Genomic DNA, 25,425 nt, shown 5'->3' on the forward strand with positions numbered 1-25,425 from the left:
CCTTCGACGCCGGACACGTCGGTCCGGGGCTCCAGCCGCTCCCGGGCCTGGCCACAACTCCCGCAGCCGGGGAGGCTTCTCCGGTCCAGCTGCAAGACGCCGAAGGCGACGGAGCAGCCGCTGTCTCCCCCGCTCACGGCCTCGCTCTTTACGTGCCCGTGCCCGCGCGGTTACCTGGAGTGCAGGGGTACGAGCACACGGGGGCGGGCATGGCGGGCTGGCAGGGGGGATGGGCACGCGGGCTCTGGCGGACCGCGGTGGCGGTGGCCGTGCCGCCGCTGACCGCGGGCCTGGCGTTCGGGGTCGCCTGGGCATCGGCGTACGGGTCGCTGAACGGCTGGTGGTTCTTCCTGGGCGGGCTGCTCCTCCCGCTGGTCCTGCTCGGCTGGCACGCCGTCGTCGCCGCGCGGCGCCGGGCCTCGCTGATCTCCCTGTCCGCCGTCCCTGCCGGTTTCGGTGCGTTGCTTGCGCTCGTCTCCGTGGGGCACCTCACGCTGGAGGACCGGGGCGTCGAGATCAGCTGCGTCGTGCTGAAGGTCACCAAGCGCACCGAGACGGACTCCTCCATGGATTCCCAGGGCCACTGGACCACCACGACCCGGACCTCGTACGGGCACCGCCTGGACTGCCCCGCAGGCGGCCCGGAGCACCTGAGCGCCCCCGTACGGCTCGCGGAGGAGGGCGCGTCGCTGGCGGTGGTGCACGACCCGCAGGGCAAGGTCTCCCCTCGGGCCGCCGGGCACGTCCAAGGCCGGGGCATGCGCACCGTAGCCGGGGTGCTGGTCGGTGCGGCGGTGCTGCTGGGGCTGGCCGGCGGAATCCGCGAGGCGTACGAGAAGCGGCGGCCGCGGCCGCGGCGGCCCACAAGGCGGTCTACAAGGCGCTGAAGCCGTGGCGATTGCCGCGTCCTGCCCGTCGGCGGTCGAAGGAGGGGAGGGCTCCGCCCGTCTGCCGAGGGGCACGGATGCGGAGCGTGGGTCGTGGCAGGTCCGGCCGCTCTTCTGCGCGCGCGTTCCGGTATGTGGAGCGATTCCGACCGGCCGGCTACAGGGGGGTATCGTCGTCCGGTCACGGACGGCAATGGGACGTCTGCTCAACCCCAGGGGAACCGATATGGCTGATCTGAACTCGCTGCGAGCAAGCCTTGCGTCAGGTGAGCATGAGTTCGCCGACACCTTGGCCTTCATCGCCGCGCATTACGAGTACCAGCCGCAGGCGTTCCGCAACGGGGAGCTGGAAAACGCCGCGGGTACGAACGAGGGCTCCTGCAAGACGCTCGGACTGGCCCTGCTGGAAGGGCTGACCGACGAAGAGGCGCTGCTGGCATTCGGCGAGCACTACCGCAGTGTGCTGGCGACGCCGAACGGCACCGATCACGGCAACATCCGCAACCTCATGGCCCATGGCCTGAAAGGGGTGAGCTTCGCCGGGCAGCCGTTGGCCCGCAAGAGCTGAGCAGCCCCGTCGACACGGGCGGGGAGGCCGTCCGCCGGGCGCAGCCCCTACGGGCCGGACGCCGACGCGCGCTTCGCTGTGACGGCCCCCACCGGCCGGGTCGGGAGGCAGCGGATCCTCGCAGGGTTCTTCGCTCGGCCCCGGACGCGCCCCGTCGGGGCAGGATCCCCTCTCCGCGATCGGCTCCTGACGCCGGGGAACCGCTTATTCGGGGAAGGAGTAGTAGAGCGCGCTGCTGTAGAAGGACCCGAAGTGTTCCTCCCAGTCGGCGCGGACCGAGGCGAGCCAGTCGTCGTTCTCGCCGGCGATCGCCGCCTCGGCCTGGGCGACGGCAGCGGGAATCTCGGCCGAGACGAGACGCTGCACCCCCGCCACCGGATCCTCGTCCGTGATGGAGATCATCTCGCCGGTCTCCAGGATGAAGTACCCCGCCCGTTGCCTTTCCAGGTGTCCCGTGGTCTTTTCCACGCACGTGGCGAACTCGTCGTCGCCCTCGAGCCCTTGCCCGACCGCCTGCAGGAGGTCGCGGAGCAGGGCGGCGCCCCTGTCGTAGTCCGCGGCGATGCCGATCCGGGGGCTCCAGATCATGGAGGGGACGATGGTCGTGCCGTATCCGGCCATGAGCTTGTGGGCGAGCGGGATGCCCCAGTTGTGCTCGGATACGCACCGGATCGGCTTGGGGATGTCGTCCCCGGTCGGCATTGAATCGGCAGAGTAGAGATATGAACGGTTTGCCATGGCGGCGACCCTAACACCGGGGTCCGACATACCTGTTCCGTCGGCGACGCCGTACGGTCGGCCCGGGCGCGCCCTCGAATCCCTTCGCCCGCAGTGGCCTTGGGCGCAGCCTGGGAATGGGCGAGCTGGATGCGGTCACCGACGGCACCTCGTCCGCAGTCTGTGCCGCAGCCGGAGCCGAGCGAGCCGCTCCTGGAGGAGAACGCCTTCCCGCTCCGCCCGGGCAAGCCGGCTATCGGCCTCGCGCCGGCCCCGACGGGCCACGTCAAGCTCGGCTGCGGCGACCCGCAGCTGCTCGGCCAGCGGTGCCGTCCGCTGCTCGGCGTCCGGCACCGCGCCCAGCCGGGCGATCCGGTCCTGAAGGTCACCGACCAGCCCGATCAGCAGCACCACCAGCTGTTGCGCGTACGAGGCGCGGAGGTCGCGGGCCGCGCTCTGACGGTGCTTGCGGCCGGGGCGGGAGGCGCGTTCCTACGGGGCGGGAGGTACGGGTTCGCGCGGGGCCTGGGGGTGGCACTCGGGGCGGGTGCCGTCTTCTTCCGCGCGCGGCCAGTGCCGTCCTTCCAGGGCCTCCGCGCTCCGGTTGAGCCGGACCAGCACGTCCTCCAGCTCCTGTATCTCCTCGGGGGACCAGTCGGCGACCACCCGGGCCAGGCAGGACCGGTTGACCTCGCGGTCCGCGGCGAGCCGGCGACCGCCTTCGGCGGTGATGCGCAGCTTGCGGGCCATGCCGCCGTCCGGGTCCGCGACGCGCTCGGCCAGTCCGCAGCGCAGCAGTGCGGCCGTCTGGCGGTTCACGGTCGAGGTGTCGAGGCCGAAGGCCTCCGACAGCTGTCCGATGGACATCGGGCCCTGGGTGTCGATCCTGCTGAGCAGCAGGTACGCGGACCGCTCCAGGCGTTCAGGGTCGCGGTCGCGCCGGGCCAGCACCTGGTGCCGTGAGAGCAGCATCAGCTCCCGCTCCAGTTTCTCCAGCACCGCGCCTCACGCTCCTTCCGGCGCTTCATTATCCCGGACGCGGGGACCCCCAGACCCATGACCCCACCCACCTCAATATGCATGATACATAGCATGTGTACTATGCACTCCAGGTTGTCACCCCGACGAGCCACAGTCTCAACCCGGAGGACCCGCATGACCGTCACCACGTCCACCGCCTCCCGCGCGGCCGAGATCCTGTCCCGGCAGGTCACGCTGAACGGTCTGACCGTCCCCAACCGCATCGCGATGGCGCCGATGACGCGGATGTTCTCGCCCGGCGGCGTACCCGGCGAGGACGTGCGGGCGTACTACGCCAGCCGTGCCGCCGCGGGTGTGGGCCTGGTGATCACCGAGGGAACGTACGTGGGTCACGAGTCCGCCGGACAGAGCGACCGGGTGCCGCGGTTCCACGGCGAGGAGCAGCTGGCGGCGTGGGGGGAGGTCGCCGCGGCCGTGCACGCGGCCGGCGGCACGATCGTGCCCCAGCTGTGGCACATAGGCATGGTGCGCAACCAGGGCGACGCGCCGTACGCCGACGCGCCCGCCGTCGGCCCGTCCGGCATCCGCGTGGACGGCACCGAGGGGACCGGCAAGGCGATGACCCTCGCCGACCTCGACGACGTGATCGGCGCGTTCGCCGAGGCCGCCGCGGAGGCCGTGCGGATCGGCTTCGACGGCGTGGAACTGCACGGCGCCCACGGCTACCTGCTCGACCAGTTCCTGTGGGAGCGGACCAACCGCCGCACCGACGCGTACGGCGGCGACGCGGTCGCCCGTACGAAGTTCGCCGCGGAGATCGTGGCGGCGGTCCGCGAGCGCGTCCCGGCCGACTTCCCGGTGATCTTCCGCTACTCGCAGTGGAAGCAGGAGGCCTACGACGCACGGCTCGCGCAGACCCCGGAGGAGCTGGAGGCGATCCTGGCCCCGCTGGCGGCGGCCGGAGTCGACGTCTTCCACGCCTCCACCCGGCGCTACTGGCTCCCGGAATTCGAGGGCTCGGACCTGAACCTGGCGGGCTGGACCAAGAAGCTCACCGGCCGGCCGGCCATCACCGTCGGCTCGGTCGGTCTCGACGGGGACTTCATCCGCGCCTTCACGGGCGAGGGCGCGGCACTCGGCGACATCGACAACCTCCTGGACCGCATGGAGCGCGACGAGTTCGACATGGTCGCCGTCGGCCGGGCGCTGCTCCAGGACCCGCAGTGGGCGGCGAAGGTCCTCGGCAACCGCTTCGACGAGCTGAAGCCGTACGACGCGGCGGCGCTCAAGTCGCTCAGCTGATAGCCGGTAGCCGGTAGCCGGTAGCCGGAAATGGCTACCGGCGGCCGGTATGAGGACGCCCCGTGACGTCGGTCCGCCGGTGTCACGGGGCGTCGCCGCGCTCCGCGGTGCGTACGTGGCGTCCCGCGCCGGTGCTCACAGCCAGCCGCTGCGCTGTGCCTGAAGGGCCATCTGGAAGCGGTTCTCGGCTCCCAGGCGGGCCATCAGGACCTGGAGCCGGCGGAAGAAGGTGCGGCGGCTGATCCCCAGTTCGCGGGCGATGACCTCGTCGCTCGCGCCGCCCGCGAGGAGGCGGAGCAGCCGGCGGTCGGACGGCGGCAGGCCCGCCGGGCGGGTGGCGCGGCCGTGGAAGGGAAGGGCCTGCTGCCAGGTCTGCTCGAACAGGGCGAGGAGCGCGGAGAGCAGCCCGCACGGCTGGACCACCAGCATGGTGTTGTGCACGTCCGCCTCCCTGATCGACAGCGACACCAGCGCGTACGCCTCGTCGATGATCACCAGCTTGACGGGGACCGCCGGGGCGACCCGGGCCTGCTCGCCGGCCTCGATGCACGGCTCGATGGCCGTCTCCAGCTGCCCGGGCACCTCCAGCGAGGCCTTCGAGTAGACGACCCGCTGCGTAACACCGCGGGCGAGGGTCGCCAGCGCGTCGTCGAGGGCTCCGGCCAGCGGGAAGTAGGGCGGCGAGTCGAGCTGGCGGATCTGTTCGCGGGCACTGGCCCAGGCGTGGCGCATCCTCGGGCCGATGGCGTCACCGGTCACCACCTCGACGAGGTTGTCGTTGTACGCGGCGAGCCGCTGGCGGCGGAACGACTCGAACGCGCCGCCCACGGCGATGCGTGATCCCTCGAGCTCCGCCGCCCGGTGCCGGGCGAGGATCTCCAGGCCGGCGGCGGGAGGCACCGGCGCCACCACGTCCGCGCCCTCCTCGGCGGCGCTGGCCAGCCCCGCGTCGACCAGCTCGCCGTAGGCCGCGGCGAACGCGTCACCGTCCAGCCCGGCCGCCTCCCCGATCTCGGTGAGCGGAGCGGGAGCCGCTTCGAGCAGTGTCAGGTACACGCGGCCCGCCGCGGGGCCGATGCCCAGCATCCGCAGGGCCTCGCCGAGTTTCGCGTTCGCCATGCTCCGCATTATCGAGGACCACAGGGGCAGCAGTGGCCGACCAGTGCCATTGGCACGGACGGTCCTCCCCGGCGTGCCTTCCCGCAGTACCGTCCGGGGGCCGCCGGGGCTTCCCGGCAAGTCGAATACATCCGGAAGCAGGTGCACGACGTGGCGAAGGGTCGCAAGAACGGCCTCTACTCGGAGGTTTCCGAGGAACTGTCCGCGCTGATGAGGACGGGCTGGGCGGACACCGAACGGCACGGCCTCCCGCTCGACGAGCAGGCCCCGTACGCGGCGCGCCGCCGTGCCGCGCTCTCCGCGCGCTTCCCCGGCGAGCGGCTGGTGATCCCCTCCGGCAACCTCAAAGCCCGCTCGAACGACGACCTCTACCCGTTCCGCCCGTACTCCGGCTACGTCCACATGACCGGGGACCAGGCCCGCGACGGGGCGCTCGTCCTCGAGCCCCGCGCGGACGGCGGCCACGACGCGTACTGCTACCAGCTGCCGCGCGACGGCCGGGACACCGACGAGTTCTGGCTGGGCTACACCGCCGAGCTGTGGACGGGCCGCCGCCGCTCCCTCGCCGAGTCGGAGCGCGTGCTCGGGCTGTCCTGCCGTGACGTCCGCAGCGCGGCGGGCGACCTGGCCGCCGCCTCCGGGGTTCCCACCCGGATCGTCCGCGGGATCGACCCGGTGCTGGAGGCCGCCGTCACCACCGACCCGGAGCGCGACGCCGAACTGGAGGAGGCGCTGAGCGGGCTCCGCCTGGTCAAGGACGCCTGGGAGATCGGGGAGATGCGCAAGGCGGTGGACTCCACCGTGCGCGGTTTCACCGACTGCGTCGGCGAGCTCTCGCGGGCGGTGGCGTCCTCCGAGCGGTGGATCGAGGGCACCTTCTTCCGCCGCGCCCGGCTGGAGGGGAACTCCGTCGGCTACGGCTCGATCTGCGCCGCGGGCGAGCACGCCACGATCATGCACTGGACCGACAACGACGGCCCGGTGCGCCCCGGTGACCTGCTCCTGCTCGACGCCGGCGTGGAGACGCACACCCTCTACACCGCCGACGTCACCCGCACCCTGCCGATCAGCGGCACGTTCACGCCCGTGCAGCGCACGGTGTACGAGGCGGTGTACGAGGCGCAGGAGGCGGGCATGGCCGCCGTCAAGCCGGGGGCCTCGTACCGCGACTTCCATGTGGCGGCACAGCGGTACCTGGCGGAGAAGCTCGTCGAGTGGGGCTTCATCGAGGGCCCGGCGGACCGCGCCTACGCGCTGGGCCTGCAGCGCCGCTTCACCATGGCCGGTACCGGGCACATGCTCGGCCTGGACGTCCACGACTGTGCCGAGGCGCGCAACGAGGAGTACGTCGACGGCGTGCTGGAGCCGGGCATGGTGCTCACGGTGGAGCCGGGCCTGTACTTCCAGCCGGACGACCTCACGGTGCCGAAGGAGTGGCGCGGCATCGGGGTCCGGATCGAGGACGACCTGCTGGTGACCGCCGACGGCCACGAGAACCTCTCGGCGGGGCTGCCTCGCTCGGCGGACGAGGTCGAGGCGTGGATGGCGCGCGTCGCGGGCTGACGGCGTACGGGACGCAGGACCCGTAGCGCTCGCGGCGCTCGCAGCAGAGCGGAGGCCCCTGCCGGTCACGGCGGGGGCCTCGTGCCGTCCCGGGATCCCCGGGCGGCGGGCGGGGCTCAGGGCAGGCTGGGGAGCGGCCAGGGGTTCCGGGCTTTGCGCCGGATCGCGGCGCGTACGTGGACCATGGCCAGGACGGCGCTCATGTGGGTCTTGCCCTCGGTGTACCGGACGTGGTCCTGGCAGAACCAGACGGCGTTCTCCGGATGCCCCTCGTGATCGAGCGGTGGAGCCACGGCACGGAAGTACACGAGCGTGAAGGTCTCGTAGTCGTGGTCCCTGAGGGACGCGCGGCAGATCGAGCAGCACGGGGGCATCACGGCCGGCCAACTCTCCTCCGCTGGAAGAACAGTGATCGTAAGCCTACGCTCGTCAGAGGTCCGTCCACCCGCCGTCGTGACCGCGGACCGGGACGGCGCCCCGGGAGCCCCGCGGTCCCTGGGGGTTTCGCTGCGCGTTCAACTACCGGAAACTCTACGGTCGCGGCCATGACAAGCGATCCAGCGAGCGTCTCCCTTACCAGGGCGAACCCCTATCAAGGAAGAAACATGACGATACGTCTGGCAGCCCGCGCCTCCGCGCTCGTGCTCTGCACGGCACTCGCTGCCTCCTTCGCGCTCCCGGCGCAGGCCTCCTCGATCAGCACCGTCAGGCCGAAGGCCGAGACCGCTCCCCTGTACGACGACGAGGCCGGCGGCGACGCCAACGCGGACGACCCGGCGATCTGGCGCAACACCGCCGACCCCGGCCGCAGCCTGGTCGTCGCCACCGCCAAGCAGGGCGGCCTCCGGGTCTACGACCTGGACGCGCACCAGGTGCAGTCGATCCCCGCCCCGGCGGGACCGGGCGCCGACGACGCGCCCGGCCGCTTCAACAACGTCGACCTGGTCCAGGGCCTGCGCCTGCCCGCCGGCCCCGCCGACGTCGCGGTGGTCAGCGACCGCGGCAACGACCGGCTGCGCGTCTACCGGATCGACCGGGACCGGCCCGGCGGCCCGCTCACCGACATCACCGACCCCGGCGCGCGCCCGGTCTTCTCCGCCGACCAGGCCGAGATCAACGAGCAGAAGACGGCCTACGGCCTGGCCACCTGGACCGACCGCAGGACCGGCCGCTCCTACGCCATGGTCAGCCAGCGCAACCGCACGCGGATCGCCCTGCTCGAGCTGCTCCCCACCCCGGCCGGCACCGTCGGCTACCGGCAGGTCCGTACGCTCGATCTGCCGGCCTCCTTCCGCCTGCCCAACGGTGCCTCCTGGGCGCCCTGCGGCGAGCCGGGCGAGCTTCCGCAGGTCGAGGGCATGGCCGTCGACCCCGCCGACGGCACCCTCTACGCCGGGCAGGAGGACGTCGGCATCTGGCGCATCGACGCCGGCCTCACCGGTACGCCGAAGCTGATCGACAAGGTCCGCGAGTACGGCGTTCCGGGCACCTACGACCCGGAGACCGAGGAGTGCACCCCGGGCGCCGACCCCGGTTACGGCGGCAAGCGCCTGACGGCCGACGTCGAGGGCCTCACCCTGGTCACCGAGGCTGACGGGGACGGCTACCTGCTGGCCTCCAGCCAGGGCGACAACACCTTCGTCGCCTACGACCGCGAGCGCGACGACCACAACGAGTTCGAAGGCGCCTTCCGCATCACCGGAGCCTCCGCCGCGCTCGACGGCTCGGAGGTCTGTGACGGGGCCGCCGCCCTGAACGCGCCCCTCGGCGCGCGCTACCCCAACGGTCTGCTGGTCGTCCAGGACGGCCAGGAGACCCCCGGTGACGGCGACCGCGAGGCCACCGGCTTCAAGTTCGTCGACCTGGGTGAGGTCCTGAAGGTCATCGGCTGAACCGCCGCGGCGGGGGCCGTGCCCGGACCGCGCCCCCGCCGCGCGGAGCGTCGGCCGGGGCCGTCCGCCGCGCCACCAGCGCGCACGGGCCCTGACGGTCAGACCGTCACGAGCTCCTCGGCGACGAACCGTTCCACGAACTCCCCGGCACGCCGGTCGAGGTCGGCGTACTGTGCCTCCCGCTCGGCGCCCGCGACCGCCTCGCCGATCAGGAGGTTGCCCTCGGTGTCGACGCGCTGGGGGCGCTCCTCCGCGCCGGTGAGGAGGCCCACGGTGGAATACGAGAAGCCGCAGTAGTAGGCGATGCCTTCGCTCAGATTGGTTTCGAGGAGGGCGTGCATCCCTTCCACGACGGGGTCGTCGGCAGTGGCACCGGCCAGGCCCAGCCACAGGATGCGCTTGCCGGCGAGGCGGGGCTTGCTGCGGCCGTAGGCGAACCCGTAGTTCCACACGCGGTCGATCCACCCCTTGAGGATCGCGGGCACGGTCTGCCAGTACACCGGAAAGACGGCGATGATGACATCGGCGTCGAGGATGCGCCGCATGTGGGCGTGCACTTCGTCCGAGTAGGGCTTCTCCCTGTTGCCCCAGTCCGGCTGGTCCGACGTGTTCATCCGGGGGTCGAACCCCTCGGCGTGCAGGTCGAGCAGGTCGATGCGGTACCCGGCGGCTTCGAGCCGGGCGGCGGCACGGCGGGCCGTGTGCGCGGTGAGGGAATCGGTGCGGTGGTGCGCGACGACCACGAGGGCCGTCCTGGCATCGCTGCCGTGCTGCGTCACGATGTCTCCTGGCTGGTTCTGGTTCTGCTCGGTTCGACGGATCCAGTACAGCCGCGATGGCGTAGATGATCCATGGGAGAAACGCTCCGGAACATAGGAGATCGTCTACGATTCCCGCGTGGATCCCTTGAGTTACTTGCTGAGTGGCATCCGGGCCGAAGGCTCGGTCGTCAGCCACGCCGTACTGACGGCGCCCTGGACCGTCCGCTTCGCCGACGACGCACCGCTCACGATGATCAGCGTGCTGCGCGGCGGGGGCACCCTGCTGCTGCCCGACGGCACCGAGCGGGCGGTCGGGACCGGCGACACGGCCATCGTCAGCGGATCCGCGCCGTTCCATCTCGCGGACCGGCCCGGCAGCGTCCACGGCTCCCATGCCGCGTACGAGATCGCCTGCTTCACCTCCGACGCCGAGTGCACCGCCCAGGAACTCGGCGGTATCCGCTGGGGCGCCGACTCGGCGGAGGCGACCACGCTGATCGTGGGCGCGTACCGCGCCTCGGGCCACCGCCACGAGCGGCTCCTGCGGACCCTGCCGCCCGTCCTGGTGATCCATGAGGACGCCGAGGTCTGCGCCCTGCTGGAGACGGCCGCCATCGACGCCGCCCGGCTCTCGGCCGGTTCGCAGGCACTGATGGACCGGCTCCTCGACTGGGCGCTGGTGTGCACGCTGCGCACCTGGTTCGACCAGGCCGGCGCCGACGCGCCCGGCTGGTACCGGGGTCTGGCCGACCCCGTCCTCGCGCCCGCCCTGCAAGCCTTCCACGACCGGCCCGCGGAGTCCTGGACGGTCGCGTCGCTGGCCGCTCGGTCGGGGGTCTCCCGGGCCCTGTTCGCCAGGCGCTTCACCCGGCTGATGGGCCGTCCGCCCCTCGCCTACCTCACCGAATGCCGTATGGACGAGGCCGAGTCACTGCTGACGGACACCGATCTCAGCATCGCCCAGATCGGCAGGTCCGTCGGCTACGCCGACGCCTTCGGCTTCAGTGCCGCGTTCAAACGCAACAAGGGCCTGAGCCCGAGTACGTTCCGCGCCGCGGCGGCCTGAGTCCCGGGGCCCGCCGAAGGAACCCCGCGGAGCGGCGGCCGCGGGGCCTTCCCACCCACCACCGAGGCGACAGTTACTTGAAATTCTAATGAAAAGGGCCGCCATGGCCGGAAACCTTTGCCCAATTTGGTGACAAGGGCACTGATGTTTCATCATCGTGACTGCGCGTCAACTTTGACGCGCATCGAGGAGACGGGGCGCCGGGGGGCCCTCGTTCACACCGGCCGAGCCAGCAGGAGCGTTCCCGCTCCCACCACGCCCCGCCGTGTCTCCCGTCCCGTTCACGTCACCTAGGCAAAGGCCCATGTCCGCCCAGCAGCTCTCGGACCTCATACGTTTCGCCCGCCACAACTCGCCCTTCTACCAAGACCTTTACGCGTCCCTGCCGCAGCACATCGACCACCTCACCGACCTGCCGGTGGTCGACCAGCAAGCGTTCTGGGCGGCAAACACCCTCCACGACAGCCGTGTGCTGACCGGCCCGCTCAGCGAGGCCACGGTCTACAAGACCGGCGGCACCACGGGGTCCCCCAAGTTCTCCGTCTACACACGTGACGAGTGGCGCACGTTCGTCACCGCCTTCGGCCAGGGACTCGTGGACACGGGTCTGCGCCCGGGACACCGCGTCGCCGACCTCTTCTACGCCGGGGAGCTGTACGCCAGCTTCCTCTTCGTCCTCGACTCGCTCACCCACGCGCCCGTGGACAACGTCCGCCTGCCCATCGGCGGCGGCGCGCCGCTGGAGTCGACGATCCCCGCGCTGCGCGATCTCGGCGCCCAGGTGCTGGCCGGAACACCGACCACCCTGTGCCGGCTCGCCGAACAGGCGGTGTCGTCCAGTGTGCGGCTCGACTCGGTGGAGTTGCTCCTCTTCGGCGGGGAGGCCCTCTTCGACGACCAGCGGCGCCTGCTGGCCGCCGCGTTCCCCGGTGCCGAGGTCCGTTCCGTCGGGTACGCCAGCGTCGACGCGGGCCTGCTCGGCCGCCCCGTGGCCGGCTCCGACGCCCGGGTGCACCGTGCCTTCACGCCGTACTCGGCCGTAGAGATCCTCGACGACTCCACCGACGAGCCCATCACCGAACCGGGCCGGTCCGGCCGGGTCGTCGTCACCAGTCTCTTCCGCCGCCTCATGCCGATCATCCGCTACCCCGCGGGCGACCGGGCCGAGTGGACCGGCAGCGGACCCGGGCACTTCCGGATACTCGGCCGCGCCGAGGAGGGCGTTCGGGTGGGTCCCGTCTCCCTGTACACCCAGGACGCCCAGGACGCCGTGGCCGCGGCGGACACCGCGGGGCACGTGGTCGGCACACAGCTCGTCGTACGCCGCTGGGACGGCCGCGACGGGCTCGTCCTGCGGCTGGCGACGGCCCCCGGCCAGGGCCGGAAGGAGCTGGCCGACGCCGTCGTCGCGGAGCTGGAGAACGTCCGGCCGCTGTATCCGGACAGCGTGCGCGCCGGGTTCGTGCACCCTCTGTCCGTGGAGTGGGTGCGCCACCGCGACCTCGCCGTCAACCCGCGCTCGGGCAAGCTCGTCCGGGTCCTCGACGAGAGGCCGACCGCATGACCGCCGTACCCGTGGCCGGGACCGGAACGGAGAGGGCGGCCGTGGGCGGCGGGCGTCGTGCTCCACTGGTCCTGCGCAACCGTGCCTTCGGCGCCGTGTGGCTCGGCCAGATGCTCACCCAGGCCGCCGTACGGATGTTCCAGGTCGGGGTGTCCTGGTGGATCGTCGCCCACGCCGTGCAGGACGCGCGGGGGCTCGCCTCCGGGCTGTTCATGGCGGCCTGCACCCTGCCCGCCGTGGTGCTCGCGCCCGTGGTGGCAGCAGCCGTCGCCCGGTCCGCGCACCGTTCGGTACTGCGGAACGCCGCCGCCCTGGCCGGGTCCGCCTCGGGTGCCCTCGCGCTGTGGGCGTACGGCGGTGACCTGCCGCTCGCCACCGTGTACGCCGCCGGTCTCGCCCTGGCGACCTGCCAGGCGTTCTTCGACCCCTGCCTGACCACCTCGGTGCCGGAACTCGTCGACGACGCCGACATCGAGACCGCCACCGGCTTCGAGCTGTCCACCCAGTCCCTGGCCGGGCTCGGCGGTGCGCTGCTCGGTGCCCTGACGGTCGACCGGGCCGGGGTGGCAGGGCTCGCCGTCGGCTGCGCGGCCGCCTACCTCGGCGCCGCACTGCTCGTCACGAGCGCCCGCTTCCGTACCGTCGTGCCGGACGTCGGAGGCGGCGCGCCGGCCCCGACGCAACGGCGCTCGCTGCGCCGCATCCTCGCGGAACTCCCCTACGTACGGCGGATCCTGATCTGCTTCACCGCGGCGAACCTCTTCACCACCGCCGTGTTCGTCGTCATCCCCCTGTACACCCGCTCGGTCCTCGCGGGCGGCGGCGGCACCGTGGCCCTGCTGGAGGCCTCGCTGGGCGCCGGTGCGCTCGTGGGCGCCTTCACCGGCACCCGTGTGCCGGGCAGCCCCAGGGTCGCCGGTGCGTACTGCCTGGGCCTGATGGCCCTCGCTCTCGCGCTGCCGGGGCTGGTCCCGCACCGCCCGGCCGTCGCGGGCTGCCTGGCCGTGGCCGGCTGGTGCGCCGGGGCCGTCAGCGTCCGCTTCGTCGCCCTCTTCCAGCGGCTGGTACCGCCGGCCGACAAGCCGGGCTTCTTCGCCGTGATGCAGGCCGTGCTGGGCGCCTCCCTGCCCGTGGCGTCCCTGGCGTTCGGCTTCGCCGGCGACTTCCTCTCCCCCCGGACGCTGTGCCTGGTACAGGGCGCCGGACTGGTCCCCGCGGCCTGCGCGCTGGTCCTGCTGAGGTCCCCCGCGGCCGCGCCGGCCGCGGCGGAACCCGCCGGAGGCGAGCGGTGAGCCCCGTCATCACCCCCGCCGCCTGCTCGGACATCGCCGAACTGCGCCAGCTGTACTACGCCGTCTACGGACCGCACTACCCCGTGGCCCTGGGCACCGACCCGGCCGAAATGGCCCGGCTCATCGAGGACCCGTACTCCCTGTGGCTCGTCGGCCGCTGCGCCGGCACCGGGGCCCTGACCGCGTCCGCCGCCATCCACGGTGAGGCGGGCAGCCGCATCGGCCGCCTGGAGGGCATCGCCGTCCACCCCGAGCACCGCTCGTCGGGCCTGGCCGCCGCCCTGACCGGGGCCCTGTGCGCGGGCATGCTGGACACCGGGCGGCTGGACTCGGTGTACGCGACGGTGCGCACCGTCAGCGCCGGCCCGCAGCGCGTCGTCGCACGCAACGGATTCCGGCCGCTGGGCATCCTGCCCAACGCGGTGGATCTCAGCAGCCGCGAAAGCCTCGCACTCTACGCGCGTCACTCGGCCGGGGTGCTGGATCGCCGGATCCCCGTCCCCGAAGTGCCCGCCCCGCTCCTGCCGCTGCTGCGCACCGCCGAGGCCGCGCTGGGCATCGGCTACCCCGGGGTGCGGGCCGCCGCCGGCCCGCAGCCGGCTCCGCCGCCCGTGCCGCGGGGCACCGGCGACCGGCTGGAGATGATCGAAGCACCGGCCTTCGTACGCCGTCGTTTCCGCGAGCGGTTTCCGGGCGCCGAGGGCTGGTTCTACCCGCTGCACACCCCGAACGTGCTGCTCACGCCCGAGGACGGCCGCTTCGAGGTCTACGCCTACCTGAACCGCGCCGGAGGATACTGCTCCCTGCTGACCGCCCACCCCGACCCGGCCGCCGCGGCCGCGTGCCTCGAACCCGTCACCCGGGCCCTGGCCCGCGCGGGCGCGGGCTACGTCGAGGCGCTGGTGCCGCTCGCGCACCAGGAGGTCCTCTCGGCCTTCCTGTCCGAGGGGTTCGTCGCCGGGGCCATCTACCCGGCGATGCGCGCCGATGGCGACGGCTTCCACGACTACGCCGTCCTGTCCCGTTCCAGCGAGCGCATCGACTTCCGCGGCGTGGCCGTCGAGCCGCCCCTCCAGCCCTATCTGGACTGCTACGTGTCGGCCTGGGCGTCGACGCACCTGCCCACATCATCCGAGGTTGCCCCATGAACCCCCATCTCGCGCCGGTCGCCGTCCCCGACCCGGCCCTCCTGCCGCACGTACAACAGCTGTGCGACCTGACCGACCCGTACGCCTTCGGGCCCGCGGAGGACGAGCTGTTCGCCGCCGCCATGGCGGAGACCAACGCCTGGCACGCCGAGCGCTCCGCCTTCTTCCGCTCGCTGTACGAGGCCACTCCCCCGGCGCGGCCGTACCGGGCCCCGCTCGTCCACGCGAACTTCTTCAAGCGGCACGAGGTGCTCTCCGTCCCGCGCGAGGACGTCGAGCTGCACCTGACCTCCTCCGGCACCACCGGTCAGAAGTCGCAGATGTTCTTCGACCACTGGACGATCCGCTCCGCCCAGCGGATGGTCGCCCGGATCTTCGAGCGCAACGGCTGGATCACCCCCGACCAGGAGGTCAACTACCTCCTGTACAGCTACGAACCGGCCCCCTCCCTCAACCTCGGGACCGCCTTCACCGACAACTACCTGTGCGATTTCGCCCCGGCGCGCAGCGTCGAGTACGCCCTGCGCAACACCGGCGGCGACCACGAGTTCGACCCCTTCGGCTGCATCGCCGCGCTGCGCCGCTTCGAGCGGGAGGACGCCCCGGTCCGCATCCTCGGCTTCCCGGCCTTCCTCTTCTTCACCCTGGAGCGGATGCGGGCCATGGGGCTGCCTCCGCTGCGCCTGCCCGAGGGCTCCCTCGTGGTCCTCGGCGGCGGCTGGAAGGGGCACGCCGACCGGCGCATCGGCAAGGAGGAGCTGTACGCCCGCGTCACCGAGCAGCTCGGCATCCCGGGCGAGCGGATACGGGACACCTTCGGGTCGGTGGAGCACTGCGTCCCGTACATCGAGTGCGGCCACCACCGGCTGCACGCCCCCGTGTGGTCCCGGGTGACGATCCGCTCCACGCGCACGCTCGAGGCCCTGCCGTACGGGGAGCGGGGCTACCTGCACCTCGTGTCGCCGTACATCACCTCGGTGCCGGCGCAGAGCGTGGTCATGGGCGACCTCGCCTCCCTCCAGCCGGGCGACGCCTGCGGGTGCGAGCTGGAGACCCCCTGGTTCACCGTCCACGGCCGTGCCGGGGTGAGCCGCAACCGCAGCTGCGCGGTGGCCGCAGCGGAACTGATGAAGGGCATGGCGTGACCGTGACGGAGACCATGACGGGGGCCGCGTACGAGCGGCACGGCGGCGGCACCGCCGCGCAGCACTACTGGCAGGGTGAGTTCATCGGGGACGAGGAGGCCGGGCGCCGTCTCGCGGCCCTGCCGGCCGCCGTCGAGGCCGCGCTGGCCACGGTGCTGGAGACGGAGACCGTGCTGGCCGCCTGCGACGCCCTCGCCACCGCCCTGTGCGACCCGGCGCACCCGGTGCGCGCCCGGCTGGCCGCGCACCTGCCCGCGGGAGAGGACCAGGCCGTCCTGGCCGAGCTCGGCGGGCTGCTGGGCCGGCGGGAGCTGACCCGCAAGGTGCGCCGCGAGCTCGGCAGCGCGACTCCCGGCCGGCTGAACCGGGCCGATCCGCGCGAGACGGTCTACGAGGCGTGGGCGCCCGTCGGCCTGGTCGCCCACATCGCCCCGGGCAACGCCGCAACGGTCGCGCCGCTCAGCATCGTCGAGGGGCTGCTCGCCGGCAACGTCAACGTCCTCAAGACCAGCGGCGCCGACACCCTCCTGACGCAGCACCTGATGGCCGAGCTCGCGGCCCTCGATCCCAGCGGCGCGCTGGCCGCACGGGTCGTCGTCCTGCGCTTCCCGTCCTCCCGGCAGGAGTGGCTGCGCCTGATGTGCGCGCCCGCGGACGCCGTCGCCGTGTGGGGCGGGGAAGACGCCGTCGAAGGGGTCGCGGCCCACGTGCCGGCCGGCTGCCGGCTGGTGGAGTGGGGGCACCGGATCTCCTTCGCGTACCTGACGGGTGACGTCTGGTCGGACGCCGGCACGCTCGGCGCCCTCGCGGACGACGTGTGCCTGCACGAGCAGCAGGCGTGTTCCAGCCCCCAGGTGGTCTACCTCGACACCGAGGACGAGGGCGAGGTGTTCGCCTTCGCCGAGCGTTTCGCCGCGGTGCTCGCGGCCCGCCCGCCGGCCGCGGGCACCGCCCCGGAGGGCGAACCGGACCCGGCCGAGGCCGCCGAGCTGACCACCACCGAGCTGGTGGCCCGGCTGGAGGAGCACCTGGGCCTGACCCGTGTCTTCGCCGCGCCCGACGGCTCGTGGCGGGTCATGGCCGACACCCGGTCGCCGCTGACGGCCTCGCCGCTGCACCGCACCGTGTGGGTCAAGCCGCTGCCCCGCGAGCGGATGATCGCCACCCTGCGGCCGATGCGCCGCTACCTCCAGACGGCGGGCATCGCGGGCAGCCGGTCCGACATCGCCGAGCTCTCCCGCACGGCGCTGGCCGCGGGCGTCACCCGCGTCACGCCGGTCGGCGCCATGCTGGAGAGCTACGCGGGCGAGCCGCACGACGGCGTCTACGCCCTGCAGCGCTACAGCCGCCGCGTCGCCGTCCAGGCCGACCCGGTCCGCTTCGCCACCACCGCCTGCCTCGACGACCTGGCCCGGCCCGTCGTCCTGCCGCTGCCGACGGGCCCGCTGACGGGCAAGCAGGACGTGCGGGAGCCTGCCCGGGCCGATGCCGAGCTCTACTTCCGCAGCGGCGGCAGCACGGGCGCTCCCGCCCTGTCGGTCTTCAGTTACGACGACTACGACACCCAGATGCACGCCGCAGCCCGCGGCCTGCTCGCCGCCGGCTACGACCCGGTCGGGGACCGCACCGCCAACCTCTTCTACAGCGGCGGCATGTACGGCAGCTTCATCAGCTTCTTCTCCGTGCTGGAACGGCTCGGCGGCGTACAGCTGCCGCTGGCCGCGGGACCGGACCACCGGGCCACGGCCCGGGCCCTCATCGAGCACCGGGCCGACACCCTCTTCGGCATGCCTTCCTACCTGTGGCAGCTGCTGCACGCGGAGGCGGACGCGCTGCGCGCGTACGGAGGCCTGCGCAAGGTCTTCTACGGGGGCGAGCACTTCACCGAGGAGCAGCGGCGGACGCTGAGGAAGGAGTTCGGCATCGAGACCGTCCGCTCGATCACGTACGGCAGCACCGACCTCGGCCCGCTGGGCTACCAGTGCACCGAGAGCTCCGGCGGCGTACACCACCTGCACGCCGACCTCCACACTATGGAGATCGTGGACGTGGCCGAGGACCGGCCGGTGCCCCCGGGCGAGACGGGCCGGCTGGTCTTCACCACGCACGCCCGGCGCGGGCAGCACCTGGGCCGGTACCTGATAGGCGACCTCGGCCGGGAGCTCCCGGGCCGCTGCGCCTGTGGCCGGCACGCTCCCCGCTTCGAGCTGATGGGGCGCACCGGTGACGTGATGCGGGTGGCGACGTACTTCCTCAATTACCGCCGCTTCCTGGCCATGGCCGAGGAACAGGGCGGCCACCGCGGCGAGTTGCAGATCAGACTCGACGGTACGGACGTGCGCGAGCGGCTGACCGTACGGGTGGAGCGGACGCCGGCGACCGATCCGGAGCGACTGCGGGCGGTCTTCCTGGCCGGCTACCCGGAGCTCCGCTCGGCGGTGACGGAGCGGCTGCTGGAGCTGGTGGTCGAGGCGGTCGACGGTGCGTCGCTGGACCGCAGCCCGGCCAGTGGCAAGCTCCTCGCGGTGGTGGACGCACGCCGGTAGCGCGTGTCCGCCTGCCGGCACCGGTGCCACCTCCGGCCCTGGTCCGACGACCGGGGCCGGGGCGCAGGGCCGGGGCCGGGCCGGGGGGCCGCGCGGGCGGGCCCAGGCCTCGGGCAGGATACGGACGTGCGGACGACGGAACTGATCATGAGGGCCGGTGCGCTGGCCGACCGGGGCGGCCGGCGGATCCTCGGCATCGCCGGGCCGCCGGGAGCCGGGAAGTCGACGCTGGCGGCGCGGATCGCCGGGGCGCTCGGGCCGGAGCGGGCCGTGGTGGTGCCGATGGACGGGTTCCACCTCGCGCAGGCCGAGGTGCACCGGCTGGGGCGGGCCGACCGCAGGGGGGCGCCGGACACCTTCGACGCGGCCGGCTACGTCTGCCTGCTGCGCCGGCTGCGCACGCCCGAGGGGGTCACCGTGTACGCGCCCGCCTTCGACCGCTCGCTGGAGGACCCGGTCGCGGGCAGCATCCCCGTCGGGCCGGCCGTACCCCTGGTGATCACCGAGGGGAACTACCTGCTGCACGACGCGGCCGGCTGGGCGCCGGTACGGCCTCTCCTGGACGAGGCCTGGTACCTCGCCCCGGACGAGGCCCTGCGGGTGGACCGCCTCGTCGGCCGGCACGTACGGCACGGCAAGGACCCTGCGGACGCCCGCGCCTGGGTGGCGCGGTCCGACGAGGCCAACGCCCGGCTCGTCGCGCGCGGCCGCCACCGCGCCGATCTCGTCATCGACCCGGGCTGACGTACGCGTGCGGAGGGGCGCTCCCGGCGGCCCGTGTCAGGAGGCGGGTGCGGGCCCGGAGGTCCTGCGCAGGACGCCGATCTTGTCGATGCGGTGTTCGGGGTTGCCCTGCGCGTCGCTCCAGAAGTTCCCCTCGGCGTGATCCTCGGGCGTGGCACAGGTGGAGATCGTGATCATGGCTTGGGTGGGGGCGGTCCCGGGCTTCCCGGGCACGGCGGCGCGCTGCTCGCTCAGCGAGCGCGCGGAGCGGAAGGACGTCTTGCGGGTCTCGACGATCTCGTAGGTGTACGTCCGGCCGCCCGAGGTCACCAGGACCGTGTCGCCCTCGTCCACGGCGGGCAGGTCGCGCAGCGGGCCGCCCGCCGAGAGGCGGTGCGCCGTGACCAGGAAATTGCCCACCCGGCCGGGGCCGGTTCCGCCGCCCTTCCCGTACGGGCTGGCCGCCACGCCCCGGTCCTGTATGCGGGTCCCCGGTGCGTCGTCGGTCGTGCCCTCGTAGGGCACGACGCGGAGTCCGGCGATCCCCACGGAGGGTATGGACAGCGTCGACTCCCGGTTCGGCACGGGCTCGGGCGCCGGCGCGGAGGGCGTCGCGGGAGCCGCCGGGGGCGCTGCCGGGGCGGACGTGTGCGAGGCGGAGGAGACGGGCGGGGCGGCTGTGCCCGCGGCGGCCGAAGGCCCGCACGCGGCCAGCAGGGCGACGACGGCGCCGACGAGTACGGCGGGTACGGCTCGGGAGGGCAGCGGCAGGGTCATGGGGCGGTTCCGTGTCGGTCGGCCGGGTCGTGCGGCAGGCGGGGGACCCGGTTCCCCCTGCCAGGGTGACATACGGCGGAAGGGACCATAAGAGCCCCGTCCTGTGACCTGGCTCCCCGCCCGGGGCCGGAGCGCGCCCCGGAATCAGCGGGTCGGCAGCCGGCCGGGGTCCAGGTCGGCGTGCACCACGTGGTGGTCCGAGTGCGGGCTGGGGTGGACGCGGTGCGTGCGCGGGGTGAGGCCGCGCAGGAACACGTAGTCGAACTTGCTGTTCCAGTCGGTGGTCGTCGCGCACGCGCCGGTTCCGGCGGTGGAGGGGCGGCAGCCGGGGTCCGTGTCGCGGGCCAGGGCCCACATCGGGCCGAGTTCGGGCGCGTGCGGCACGGCGTTGAAGTCGCCGAGGACGATCGCGCGGTCGTGGCGGGCGAATTCCGCGGCGAGCACCCTCACCTGGCCCGCTCGCACCTCCTCCTGCCGGCGCTCGGCGAGGTGGGTGTTGAAGACGCGGACGGGCAGGCCTCCCACCAGCGTGGTGACGGCCAGGTAGCCGCGGTCCTCGGAGCCGCCGTCGGGGTATTCGGCGCTCACCCGGTCCGTCATCGGCGCCGCCGAGAGGATCGCCTGGCCGAAGCCGCCCGGCCGCCAGGGCATTCCGCCGCAGCGTTTCCAGTTCCGCTGGACCGTCCCGTACGCGACCCGGTAGACCAGCCCGTGCACCTGCTCCAGGTACCCGCGGATCTGCTCGACGTCACGTACGCACGCCTCCTGCAGGCCGATGACCTGCGGCGCGTACGTGGCGATCTCCGTCGCCCGGCCGGCGTTGCGCCCGCTCCCGCCGCACGGATTGCAGATGTTCCACGTGGCGACCCGGTTCGGTACGGCCTCCGGGGCGGCGCCGGACGGCAGGGATCCGGCGTGTGGGACGCCACGGCTCGGTGCGCCGGGACCGAGGAGCAGCATCAGGCACACCGCGGTCATCGCGCCCGCGGCCCACCGCGCGCCCCTGCTCAGCACCATCGCCTCCCCGGATGTGGACGTACATCCTCACACGGCGGCCTCGACGCGCGATCGAGGTGCCACCCGGCCGGTCCGTCCGGCATCATCACGGCATGATCGGCAAGCGCATCACCCATCGCACGGCGGACGGCGTCCGCGTACCGGGCACCTGGCGGCACGCGTTCATATGCAACGGCGGCTCCTACTTCCTCACCGACCTCTTCATCTACGCCGACGGCCTCATCGACTGCTGGGAGCTGGTCACCCTCGACGAGTTCGAGCGGAAGCTGCGCCGCGGATGGGTGGCCACCAGCCTTCCGGACGGCGGACGCGCCTCCGCGCACCACCTGGCCTCGTGGACGTTCGGTGAACCGCGCACCTGGCTGACGCCGGAGCTGCTGCTCGCCGAAGTCCGCGACACCATCGACGCCCTGAACGGCCGCCCCGACTCGACCGACCGCTGCCTCGCCGCGGTGGACGTCTTCATGGCGGACCGTACGGAGGACAACCGGGCCGCCGCCCGGGCCGCCTACCTGGCCGTCCCCGAGACCGTGCGGCACTACGCGCTCGGCGACATGGACCACAGGGACCTCCCCCTCCAGGTGCTGGTGGCGGGGCCCGGCGGCCGGACCGAGGACGAGCCCGGGGAGACGGTCACGCAGGAGGAGTACGACGAGGCCGTCGCCTACTTCGAGGACCGCGAGCGGTGGCTCGCGGACGCCCCTTCACGGGTGCCGGCCGACGGGCCGGCCGAGTCCTTCGCCCCCGCGGTGAAGATCTACCAGTCGTATCCGCAGCGCGCGCTCGAAGACCCGGGCAAGCGGGCGCTGCGCAACGGCTACCCCGCCCCGATCACCGTCGGCGACGTCACCCATCCGTCGGTGGCGCACGCCTACTGGGCCCGGTCCGTCGCCGATCCGCAGGCCCGGGCCGAGGTCGTGGCGGCGGAGTCGGGCGCGAAGGCCCGTACGGTCGCGGCCGCGGCGATGCGGCGCGAAGGCTGGGAGCAGGTCCGGACGGCGGTCATGGCCCGGCTGCTGCGCGCCAAGTACGAGCAGCACCCCGACCTCGCGGCGATCCTCCTGGCCACGGGTGACGCGACCCTGCTCTACGACGACGCGGACTCGGACTTCTGGGGCGAGAACGGGGGCCGGGGCCGCAACTGGACGGGCCGCCTCCTGGAACTCGTCCGATCCGAACTCCTGGCCCGGCAGACCCTCGCCGACTGACACGGGGGCGACCTGTCGGGGCGCGCGAAGACGCCCCGCGGGTCTCCGGCGTTTCGCTTGATGGGGAGTTGGGTGGGGATGGATCAGATGGTCTTCGAGTCGATCAGGTACTCGGCCGCCTGCCAGGATTGCGGTGGGGAGGCGGAGTGGCGGGGTGTCCAGGCCCTCGTGAGCGGGTCCTTGCGCTGGGACACGGAATGCAGCTGCCGTGCCTGCGGGTCCGCGCTGGCGGTCTGCGGTGGTGAACTACCCGCCGGGCTGCGGAGCCGTCTGCTCTCCGAGCACGGACCGGCCCGCCTGCGGGTGGACCCTACGGCGCGGAACGCGGCGGTCATGCGCGTACTGCGGGCAGAGCTCGGCATCGGCCTGGCCGAGGTCAGGTCCGTACTGAGTGAGGTCGTGGCCGGAAGCCACTCGGGCACGCTGCCCGAGATGGAGCTTCTGGCCCGCAGGCTGCGGGCGTCGGGCATCGATGCCGTCGCCGGGCGGGTGGAGAGGCCCTGACCGGCTGCTCGGGCCGCTCTCTCCCCCATTTCCGCCGAAGCGCGTCCGGCACGCCGATCAGGTGGGCGGGCCGGACTCCACCGGGTCGCGACCCTCCACCGTGAACCCGGCGCGTCCGAGCGCTTCGGCTCCGAGCTCGCTCGCCATGACGAACACCAGCCGCTCCGAGGCCACCTGCACGGGAACGGCCTCGGTCGTCTCCGCCGCGGCGGTCAGCTCGGACACGTCCCGCCCGTCCGGCAGCCCGGCCCGCGCGAAGAACACGGCGCGGTTCTCCAGCGCGGCGAGGGCGAACACCGGATGCGGAGCCGTACGCATGCCCGCCTGCCGCGCGAACGCCCTCTCCTGGGCGTCCTCCCCCACGAACACGCACGCGTCGGCCGGTGCGCCTCCCGTACTCGCGACGGCCAGGTCGAAGATCCCGCGGCTGTCCTTCGCGCCCCAGTGCACCAGACCCGCGTCCGTGAAACGGCCGGGGAACGCCTCCTCGAGGGCCGCCGCGGCGCGTTCGGCCGCGCCGTCGCCCGGACCGGGGTTCGAGATGATCCCCTTGCGCACGTCATCGAGGGCATCGAGGACGGCGTCCACCCGGGGCCTGACCCTGAGCGTCAGCGTGCCGCCGGGTTCCAGGCGGGCATCGGCCAGAGTGGCCCCGATGTCGAAGAAGAGCACGGACATGTGGCGTACCTCCGGAAGGTGGGGGTTCTCTCCTGCGCGCTCTGCCCGCGGCGCCCTGCGTCCACTCCGCGGTGCCTTCGCCTGTACCCGATCGGCGTCCGTCGCCCGTGTCGTTCCTCAGTTGAAGACGTCCAGGAGGTCCGACCAGGAGCCTTCGTCGGCGGCGGAACGGGAACGCAGGGGCACCGGATCCGGGTAGGTCTCCGCCGCGGCCCTCGCGCGGACGATGTCCGGCCCGCCGCACGCCGCGACCGCGAAGGCGCCGAAGACCTTGGCGAACGCGGCCGGGTCGCGGAACTCCACGCCGAACGCCCTGCCGTCGCACAGCGGCACCCACACCACCCGGACGGACCGCGTCCATTCCGCCACCGGCCGGTCGTCCGCGGTCGACCGCCCCTCCAGCCACAGCCGCGCCACGTGCAGCAGGTTCACCTTCTCCATCGGCATTCGCCTGCGGCGCACCCGTAGTTCACGGGTCGTCAGGGCGACCTTCTGGTCCTTCTTCGGGTACCAGACGACGCCGATGCCGAACGGCGCCCACAGCACGATCCCGATCATCGGCCAGACCACGGCGTAGCTCCACGACCGGATCACCGCGCCGTCCAGCAGGGACACGGCCCCGAAGAACAGAGCCCACTTCGCCGTCATCCGCCAGAACCCGCTGCTTCCCCGTCATCGCCATGCCAGCACGCTATCCGCCTGCCCGGAACCCACCGTGGGCGCCCCCTTCGGCAGCCGCGTCAGGCGATGCCGATGGTGTACGCGGCACGGAATCCGGGGCCGTCCGCAAGGGGAGCGAGCGTGAGCGCGGCACCGGACTCGCGGTAGCGGTCGTCACGCTCGTTGGGGTGCTGGGGCACCTCGCGCTGCGCGTAGGGCGGGCGCGTGTACAGCTCCTTCAGGAAGTCCTCCGGGAAGAACAGCTGTGAGGTGGCTTCCGAGCGGTTGTCCGTGCGTACCTTGAAGTGGACGTGGGGGGCGAGTCCGGCGTACCAGCCGGGCACGATGGTCCGGAAGGTGCACCGCCCGGCGCTGTCGGTGAACTGGGTGCCGCGCAGCCAGGTGGCGCCGTCCGCGGAGTAGTCACCGGCGGCGTCCGCCTGCCAGACGTCGACGGCGGCTCCCTCGAGCGGCCGGCAGCCGTCGGAGGTGCGGACGACGGTCAGGTCGATCCGGAACGGAACGCCTTCGCGTCCTCCCGTGATGTCGGAACGGACCAGGTCGAGGTCGAGGTAGTACGGGCCGGCTCCCCACTCGGTGGTCAGTACGCAGCGGGGTGCCGCGCCGCTTCGCCGGGAATCCGGCTGCGGGCGGGGCTCGCCGTCCGTGCTCGCGGCGGCCGATGCGGCCAGGGTGGAGGCGAGTGCGGCCACACCGGCCGTGCCGGCGGCCAGCAGGACCGCGCGACGGGGGGTGGGGTCGGCGTCGTTCCGGGTCATGGGGGCTCCCTCGGGGTAGGTCTGCCTTCGCGCTTCGGCGGCGGGCGGGCAACACTGTGCCCGTCGGGCCCGGGCGGTGGGGTGACCGACACGGGCCGGGGCCCCGAGTTCGCACCATTTCGCCAATGCCAATCTCAAAGTCCAGAGAAACGTTCTTCATACGAAGATTTCTCGTAACTCGTCGATAACTGCGGGGTGGGTTGTGAAAGACGATTCCGATATCGACCCTTCAAATAAGGTCACGGAGCGGGACCTCGCGCGCCTGATGCGGCGCGGCATGGACGAAATGGCCGAGGACCCGGCCGCGACGGAGGTGTGTGAACGCATACGGCGCAGGCAGGATCTGGCGGAGGACCGGGCCCACAGAGAGCGTTCTGAAAGGTCTGCGGCCATCGGATTCCTGGCCGGACTGACGCTTCTGGTGATTCTCGTCGTCTATTCCATCGCGACCTTCGAGCCGTAATGCGAGGAAAGCAGGGGCGAGGCCCAGGTTGTGGCACAGAGGTCACTGATCGTGTTCGAGTGCGC

The 25,425-nt window shown here is 72.8% G+C and carries 26 protein-coding genes; 15 read left to right on the forward strand and 11 right to left on the reverse strand.

The features are described 5' to 3' along the window. Positions 1 to 209: 209 nt before the first annotated feature. Positions 210 to 887 (forward strand): hypothetical protein, encoded by a 678-nt coding sequence (locus ACZ51S_RS30045; RefSeq protein ID WP_468802275.1) that lies wholly within the window; start codon positions 210 to 212, stop codon positions 885 to 887. A 226-nt stretch (positions 888 to 1,113) separates the two neighbouring features. Next, positions 1,114 to 1,455 (forward strand): HopJ type III effector protein, encoded by a 342-nt coding sequence (locus tag ACZ51S_RS30050; protein ID WP_468802274.1) that lies wholly within the window; start codon positions 1,114 to 1,116, stop codon positions 1,453 to 1,455. A gap of 204 nt (positions 1,456 to 1,659) precedes the next feature. Here ACZ51S_RS30050 and ACZ51S_RS30055 read toward each other — a convergent pair whose 3' ends face one another. The 3 genes from ACZ51S_RS30055 to ACZ51S_RS30065 form a co-directional block, all read right to left on the reverse strand. Further along, positions 1,660 to 2,157, reverse strand: a complete 498-nt coding sequence (locus ACZ51S_RS30055; protein WP_468475968.1) for a DUF7822 domain-containing protein — start codon at positions 2,155 to 2,157, stop codon at positions 1,660 to 1,662. A 171-nt stretch (positions 2,158 to 2,328) separates the two neighbouring features. Next, the gene (locus ACZ51S_RS30060) at positions 2,329 to 2,586 is read right to left on the reverse strand and encodes a hypothetical protein (protein ID WP_468802272.1); all 258 of its coding nucleotides are present in this window, start codon (positions 2,584 to 2,586) and stop codon (positions 2,329 to 2,331) included. Between the two features lie 78 nt (positions 2,587 to 2,664). Further along, a complete protein-coding gene (locus tag ACZ51S_RS30065; RefSeq protein ID WP_468802340.1) occupies positions 2,665 to 3,144 on the reverse strand; it encodes a MarR family winged helix-turn-helix transcriptional regulator in 480 nt (159 codons plus the stop codon). A gap of 183 nt (positions 3,145 to 3,327) precedes the next feature. Here ACZ51S_RS30065 and ACZ51S_RS30070 point away from each other — a divergent pair, with 183 nt between their 5' ends. Then, positions 3,328 to 4,455 carry an NADH:flavin oxidoreductase gene (locus tag ACZ51S_RS30070; protein WP_468962534.1) on the forward strand — a complete coding sequence of 376 codons (1,128 nt, stop codon included), beginning with the start codon at positions 3,328 to 3,330 and terminating at the stop codon, positions 4,453 to 4,455. A gap of 135 nt (positions 4,456 to 4,590) precedes the next feature. Here ACZ51S_RS30070 and ACZ51S_RS30075 read toward each other — a convergent pair whose 3' ends face one another. After that, positions 4,591 to 5,574 (reverse strand): LuxR family transcriptional regulator, encoded by a 984-nt coding sequence (locus tag ACZ51S_RS30075; RefSeq protein ID WP_468475965.1) that lies wholly within the window; start codon positions 5,572 to 5,574, stop codon positions 4,591 to 4,593. 150 nt (positions 5,575 to 5,724) lie between these two features. Here ACZ51S_RS30075 and ACZ51S_RS30080 point away from each other — a divergent pair, with 150 nt between their 5' ends. Then, positions 5,725 to 7,137, forward strand: coding sequence for an aminopeptidase P family protein (locus tag ACZ51S_RS30080; RefSeq protein WP_468475964.1), 1,413 nt, complete (start codon positions 5,725 to 5,727; stop codon positions 7,135 to 7,137). A gap of 116 nt (positions 7,138 to 7,253) precedes the next feature. On the opposite strand, the gene ACZ51S_RS30085 is transcribed toward ACZ51S_RS30080, so the two are convergent. Then, positions 7,254 to 7,514 (reverse strand): hypothetical protein, encoded by a 261-nt coding sequence (locus tag ACZ51S_RS30085; protein ID WP_468962536.1) that lies wholly within the window; start codon positions 7,512 to 7,514, stop codon positions 7,254 to 7,256. 228 nt (positions 7,515 to 7,742) lie between these two features. On the opposite strand from ACZ51S_RS30085, the gene ACZ51S_RS30090 reads away from it, so the two are divergent. Further along, positions 7,743 to 9,029, forward strand: coding sequence for a phytase (locus ACZ51S_RS30090; RefSeq protein ID WP_468475962.1), 1,287 nt, complete (start codon positions 7,743 to 7,745; stop codon positions 9,027 to 9,029). A gap of 98 nt (positions 9,030 to 9,127) precedes the next feature. Here the strand turns inward: ACZ51S_RS30090 and ACZ51S_RS30095 are convergent, their stop codons facing one another. After that, positions 9,128 to 9,808, reverse strand: a complete 681-nt coding sequence (locus ACZ51S_RS30095) for an NAD(P)H oxidoreductase (protein ID WP_468962538.1) — start codon at positions 9,806 to 9,808, stop codon at positions 9,128 to 9,130. Between the two features lie 118 nt (positions 9,809 to 9,926). Between ACZ51S_RS30095 and ACZ51S_RS30100 the strand changes: the two genes are divergently transcribed. From ACZ51S_RS30100 to ACZ51S_RS30130, 7 genes are all read left to right on the forward strand, one after another. Beyond that, complete coding sequence (locus ACZ51S_RS30100; RefSeq protein WP_468475961.1) at positions 9,927 to 10,856, forward strand: AraC family transcriptional regulator; 930 nt, start codon at positions 9,927 to 9,929, stop codon at positions 10,854 to 10,856. Positions 10,857 to 11,160: 304 nt separating this feature from the next. Continuing rightward, positions 11,161 to 12,420 (forward strand): phenylacetate--CoA ligase family protein, encoded by a 1,260-nt coding sequence (locus tag ACZ51S_RS30105; protein ID WP_468962540.1) that lies wholly within the window; start codon positions 11,161 to 11,163, stop codon positions 12,418 to 12,420. Beyond that, positions 12,417 to 13,712, forward strand: a complete 1,296-nt coding sequence (locus ACZ51S_RS30110) for an MFS transporter (RefSeq protein WP_468962542.1) — start codon at positions 12,417 to 12,419, stop codon at positions 13,710 to 13,712. The genes ACZ51S_RS30105 and ACZ51S_RS30110 overlap by 4 nt, the downstream gene beginning before the upstream one ends. Then, complete coding sequence (locus ACZ51S_RS30115) at positions 13,709 to 14,860, forward strand: GNAT family N-acetyltransferase (protein WP_468475958.1); 1,152 nt, start codon at positions 13,709 to 13,711, stop codon at positions 14,858 to 14,860. Before ACZ51S_RS30110 ends, ACZ51S_RS30115 begins: the two co-directional genes overlap by 4 nt. Beyond that, positions 14,857 to 16,005, forward strand: coding sequence for a LuxE/PaaK family acyltransferase (locus ACZ51S_RS30120; RefSeq protein ID WP_468475957.1), 1,149 nt, complete (start codon positions 14,857 to 14,859; stop codon positions 16,003 to 16,005). The genes ACZ51S_RS30115 and ACZ51S_RS30120 overlap by 4 nt, the downstream gene beginning before the upstream one ends. Continuing rightward, a complete protein-coding gene (locus ACZ51S_RS30125; RefSeq protein WP_468962544.1) occupies positions 16,002 to 18,551 on the forward strand; it encodes an acyl-CoA reductase in 2,550 nt (849 codons plus the stop codon). Before ACZ51S_RS30120 ends, ACZ51S_RS30125 begins: the two co-directional genes overlap by 4 nt. A gap of 126 nt (positions 18,552 to 18,677) precedes the next feature. Further along, positions 18,678 to 19,295, forward strand: a complete 618-nt coding sequence (locus ACZ51S_RS30130; RefSeq protein WP_468475955.1) for a nucleoside/nucleotide kinase family protein — start codon at positions 18,678 to 18,680, stop codon at positions 19,293 to 19,295. Positions 19,296 to 19,331: 36 nt separating this feature from the next. Here ACZ51S_RS30130 and ACZ51S_RS30135 read toward each other — a convergent pair whose 3' ends face one another. Then, positions 19,332 to 20,051, reverse strand: coding sequence for a class E sortase (locus ACZ51S_RS30135; protein WP_468962546.1), 720 nt, complete (start codon positions 20,049 to 20,051; stop codon positions 19,332 to 19,334). Positions 20,052 to 20,195: 144 nt separating this feature from the next. After that, on the reverse strand, positions 20,196 to 21,068 hold the full coding sequence (locus tag ACZ51S_RS30140; protein WP_468475953.1) for an endonuclease/exonuclease/phosphatase family protein: 873 nt from the start codon (positions 21,066 to 21,068) through the stop codon (positions 20,196 to 20,198). 92 nt (positions 21,069 to 21,160) lie between these two features. Here ACZ51S_RS30140 and ACZ51S_RS30145 point away from each other — a divergent pair, with 92 nt between their 5' ends. Together ACZ51S_RS30145 and ACZ51S_RS30150 are read left to right on the forward strand one after the other, a co-directional pair. Then, positions 21,161 to 22,276, forward strand: coding sequence for an NADAR family protein (locus ACZ51S_RS30145; protein ID WP_468475952.1), 1,116 nt, complete (start codon positions 21,161 to 21,163; stop codon positions 22,274 to 22,276). Between the two features lie 78 nt (positions 22,277 to 22,354). Beyond that, the gene (locus ACZ51S_RS30150; RefSeq protein ID WP_468475951.1) at positions 22,355 to 22,780 is read left to right on the forward strand and encodes a hypothetical protein; all 426 of its coding nucleotides are present in this window, start codon (positions 22,355 to 22,357) and stop codon (positions 22,778 to 22,780) included. Between the two features lie 57 nt (positions 22,781 to 22,837). On the opposite strand, the gene ACZ51S_RS30155 is transcribed toward ACZ51S_RS30150, so the two are convergent. The 3 genes from ACZ51S_RS30155 to ACZ51S_RS30165 all read right to left on the reverse strand — a co-directional run bounded on the left by ACZ51S_RS30155 (position 22,838) and on the right by ACZ51S_RS30165 (position 24,897). Further along, on the reverse strand, positions 22,838 to 23,458 hold the full coding sequence (locus ACZ51S_RS30155; protein WP_468475950.1) for an HAD family hydrolase: 621 nt from the start codon (positions 23,456 to 23,458) through the stop codon (positions 22,838 to 22,840). A 117-nt stretch (positions 23,459 to 23,575) separates the two neighbouring features. Then, a complete protein-coding gene (locus ACZ51S_RS30160) occupies positions 23,576 to 24,106 on the reverse strand; it encodes a hypothetical protein (RefSeq protein ID WP_468962548.1) in 531 nt (176 codons plus the stop codon). 92 nt (positions 24,107 to 24,198) lie between these two features. Further along, positions 24,199 to 24,897 (reverse strand): dioxygenase family protein, encoded by a 699-nt coding sequence (locus ACZ51S_RS30165; RefSeq protein WP_468475948.1) that lies wholly within the window; start codon positions 24,895 to 24,897, stop codon positions 24,199 to 24,201. A gap of 202 nt (positions 24,898 to 25,099) precedes the next feature. Between ACZ51S_RS30165 and ACZ51S_RS30170 the strand changes: the two genes are divergently transcribed. After that, positions 25,100 to 25,360 carry a hypothetical protein gene (locus ACZ51S_RS30170; RefSeq protein WP_468475947.1) on the forward strand — a complete coding sequence of 87 codons (261 nt, stop codon included), beginning with the start codon at positions 25,100 to 25,102 and terminating at the stop codon, positions 25,358 to 25,360. Positions 25,361 to 25,425 lie beyond the last annotated feature (65 nt).

Source organism: Streptomyces sp. NPDC034043 (assembly GCF_055575675.1).

Excerpts from the sequence above, each read along its gene's own strand:
- ACZ51S_RS30090 (WP_468475962.1), top strand. The coding sequence starts at position 7,743 with ATGACGATACGTCTGGCAGCCCGCGCCTCCGCGCTCGTGCTCTGCACG.
- ACZ51S_RS30160 (WP_468962548.1), bottom strand. The coding sequence starts at position 24,106 with ATGACGGCGAAGTGGGCTCTGTTCTTCGGGGCCGTGTCCCTGCTGGAC.
- ACZ51S_RS30150 (WP_468475951.1), top strand. The coding sequence starts at position 22,355 with ATGGATCAGATGGTCTTCGAGTCGATCAGGTACTCGGCCGCCTGCCAG.
- ACZ51S_RS30120 (WP_468475957.1), top strand. The coding sequence starts at position 14,857 with ATGAACCCCCATCTCGCGCCGGTCGCCGTCCCCGACCCGGCCCTCCTG.
- ACZ51S_RS30045 (WP_468802275.1), top strand. The coding sequence starts at position 210 with ATGGCGGGCTGGCAGGGGGGATGGGCACGCGGGCTCTGGCGGACCGCG.
- ACZ51S_RS30135 (WP_468962546.1), bottom strand. The coding sequence starts at position 20,051 with ATGACCCTGCCGCTGCCCTCCCGAGCCGTACCCGCCGTACTCGTCGGC.
- ACZ51S_RS30110 (WP_468962542.1), top strand. The coding sequence starts at position 12,417 with ATGACCGCCGTACCCGTGGCCGGGACCGGAACGGAGAGGGCGGCCGTG.
- ACZ51S_RS30165 (WP_468475948.1), bottom strand. The coding sequence starts at position 24,897 with ATGACCCGGAACGACGCCGACCCCACCCCCCGTCGCGCGGTCCTGCTG.
- ACZ51S_RS30155 (WP_468475950.1), bottom strand. The coding sequence starts at position 23,458 with ATGTCCGTGCTCTTCTTCGACATCGGGGCCACTCTGGCCGATGCCCGC.
- ACZ51S_RS30105 (WP_468962540.1), top strand. The coding sequence starts at position 11,161 with ATGTCCGCCCAGCAGCTCTCGGACCTCATACGTTTCGCCCGCCACAAC.
- ACZ51S_RS30140 (WP_468475953.1), bottom strand. The coding sequence starts at position 21,068 with ATGGTGCTGAGCAGGGGCGCGCGGTGGGCCGCGGGCGCGATGACCGCG.
- ACZ51S_RS30075 (WP_468475965.1), bottom strand. The coding sequence starts at position 5,574 with ATGGCGAACGCGAAACTCGGCGAGGCCCTGCGGATGCTGGGCATCGGC.
- ACZ51S_RS30065 (WP_468802340.1), bottom strand. The coding sequence starts at position 3,144 with ATGCTGCTCTCACGGCACCAGGTGCTGGCCCGGCGCGACCGCGACCCT.
- ACZ51S_RS30070 (WP_468962534.1), top strand. The coding sequence starts at position 3,328 with ATGACCGTCACCACGTCCACCGCCTCCCGCGCGGCCGAGATCCTGTCC.
- ACZ51S_RS30055 (WP_468475968.1), bottom strand. The coding sequence starts at position 2,157 with ATGCCGACCGGGGACGACATCCCCAAGCCGATCCGGTGCGTATCCGAG.
- ACZ51S_RS30050 (WP_468802274.1), top strand. The coding sequence starts at position 1,114 with ATGGCTGATCTGAACTCGCTGCGAGCAAGCCTTGCGTCAGGTGAGCAT.
- ACZ51S_RS30145 (WP_468475952.1), top strand. The coding sequence starts at position 21,161 with ATGATCGGCAAGCGCATCACCCATCGCACGGCGGACGGCGTCCGCGTA.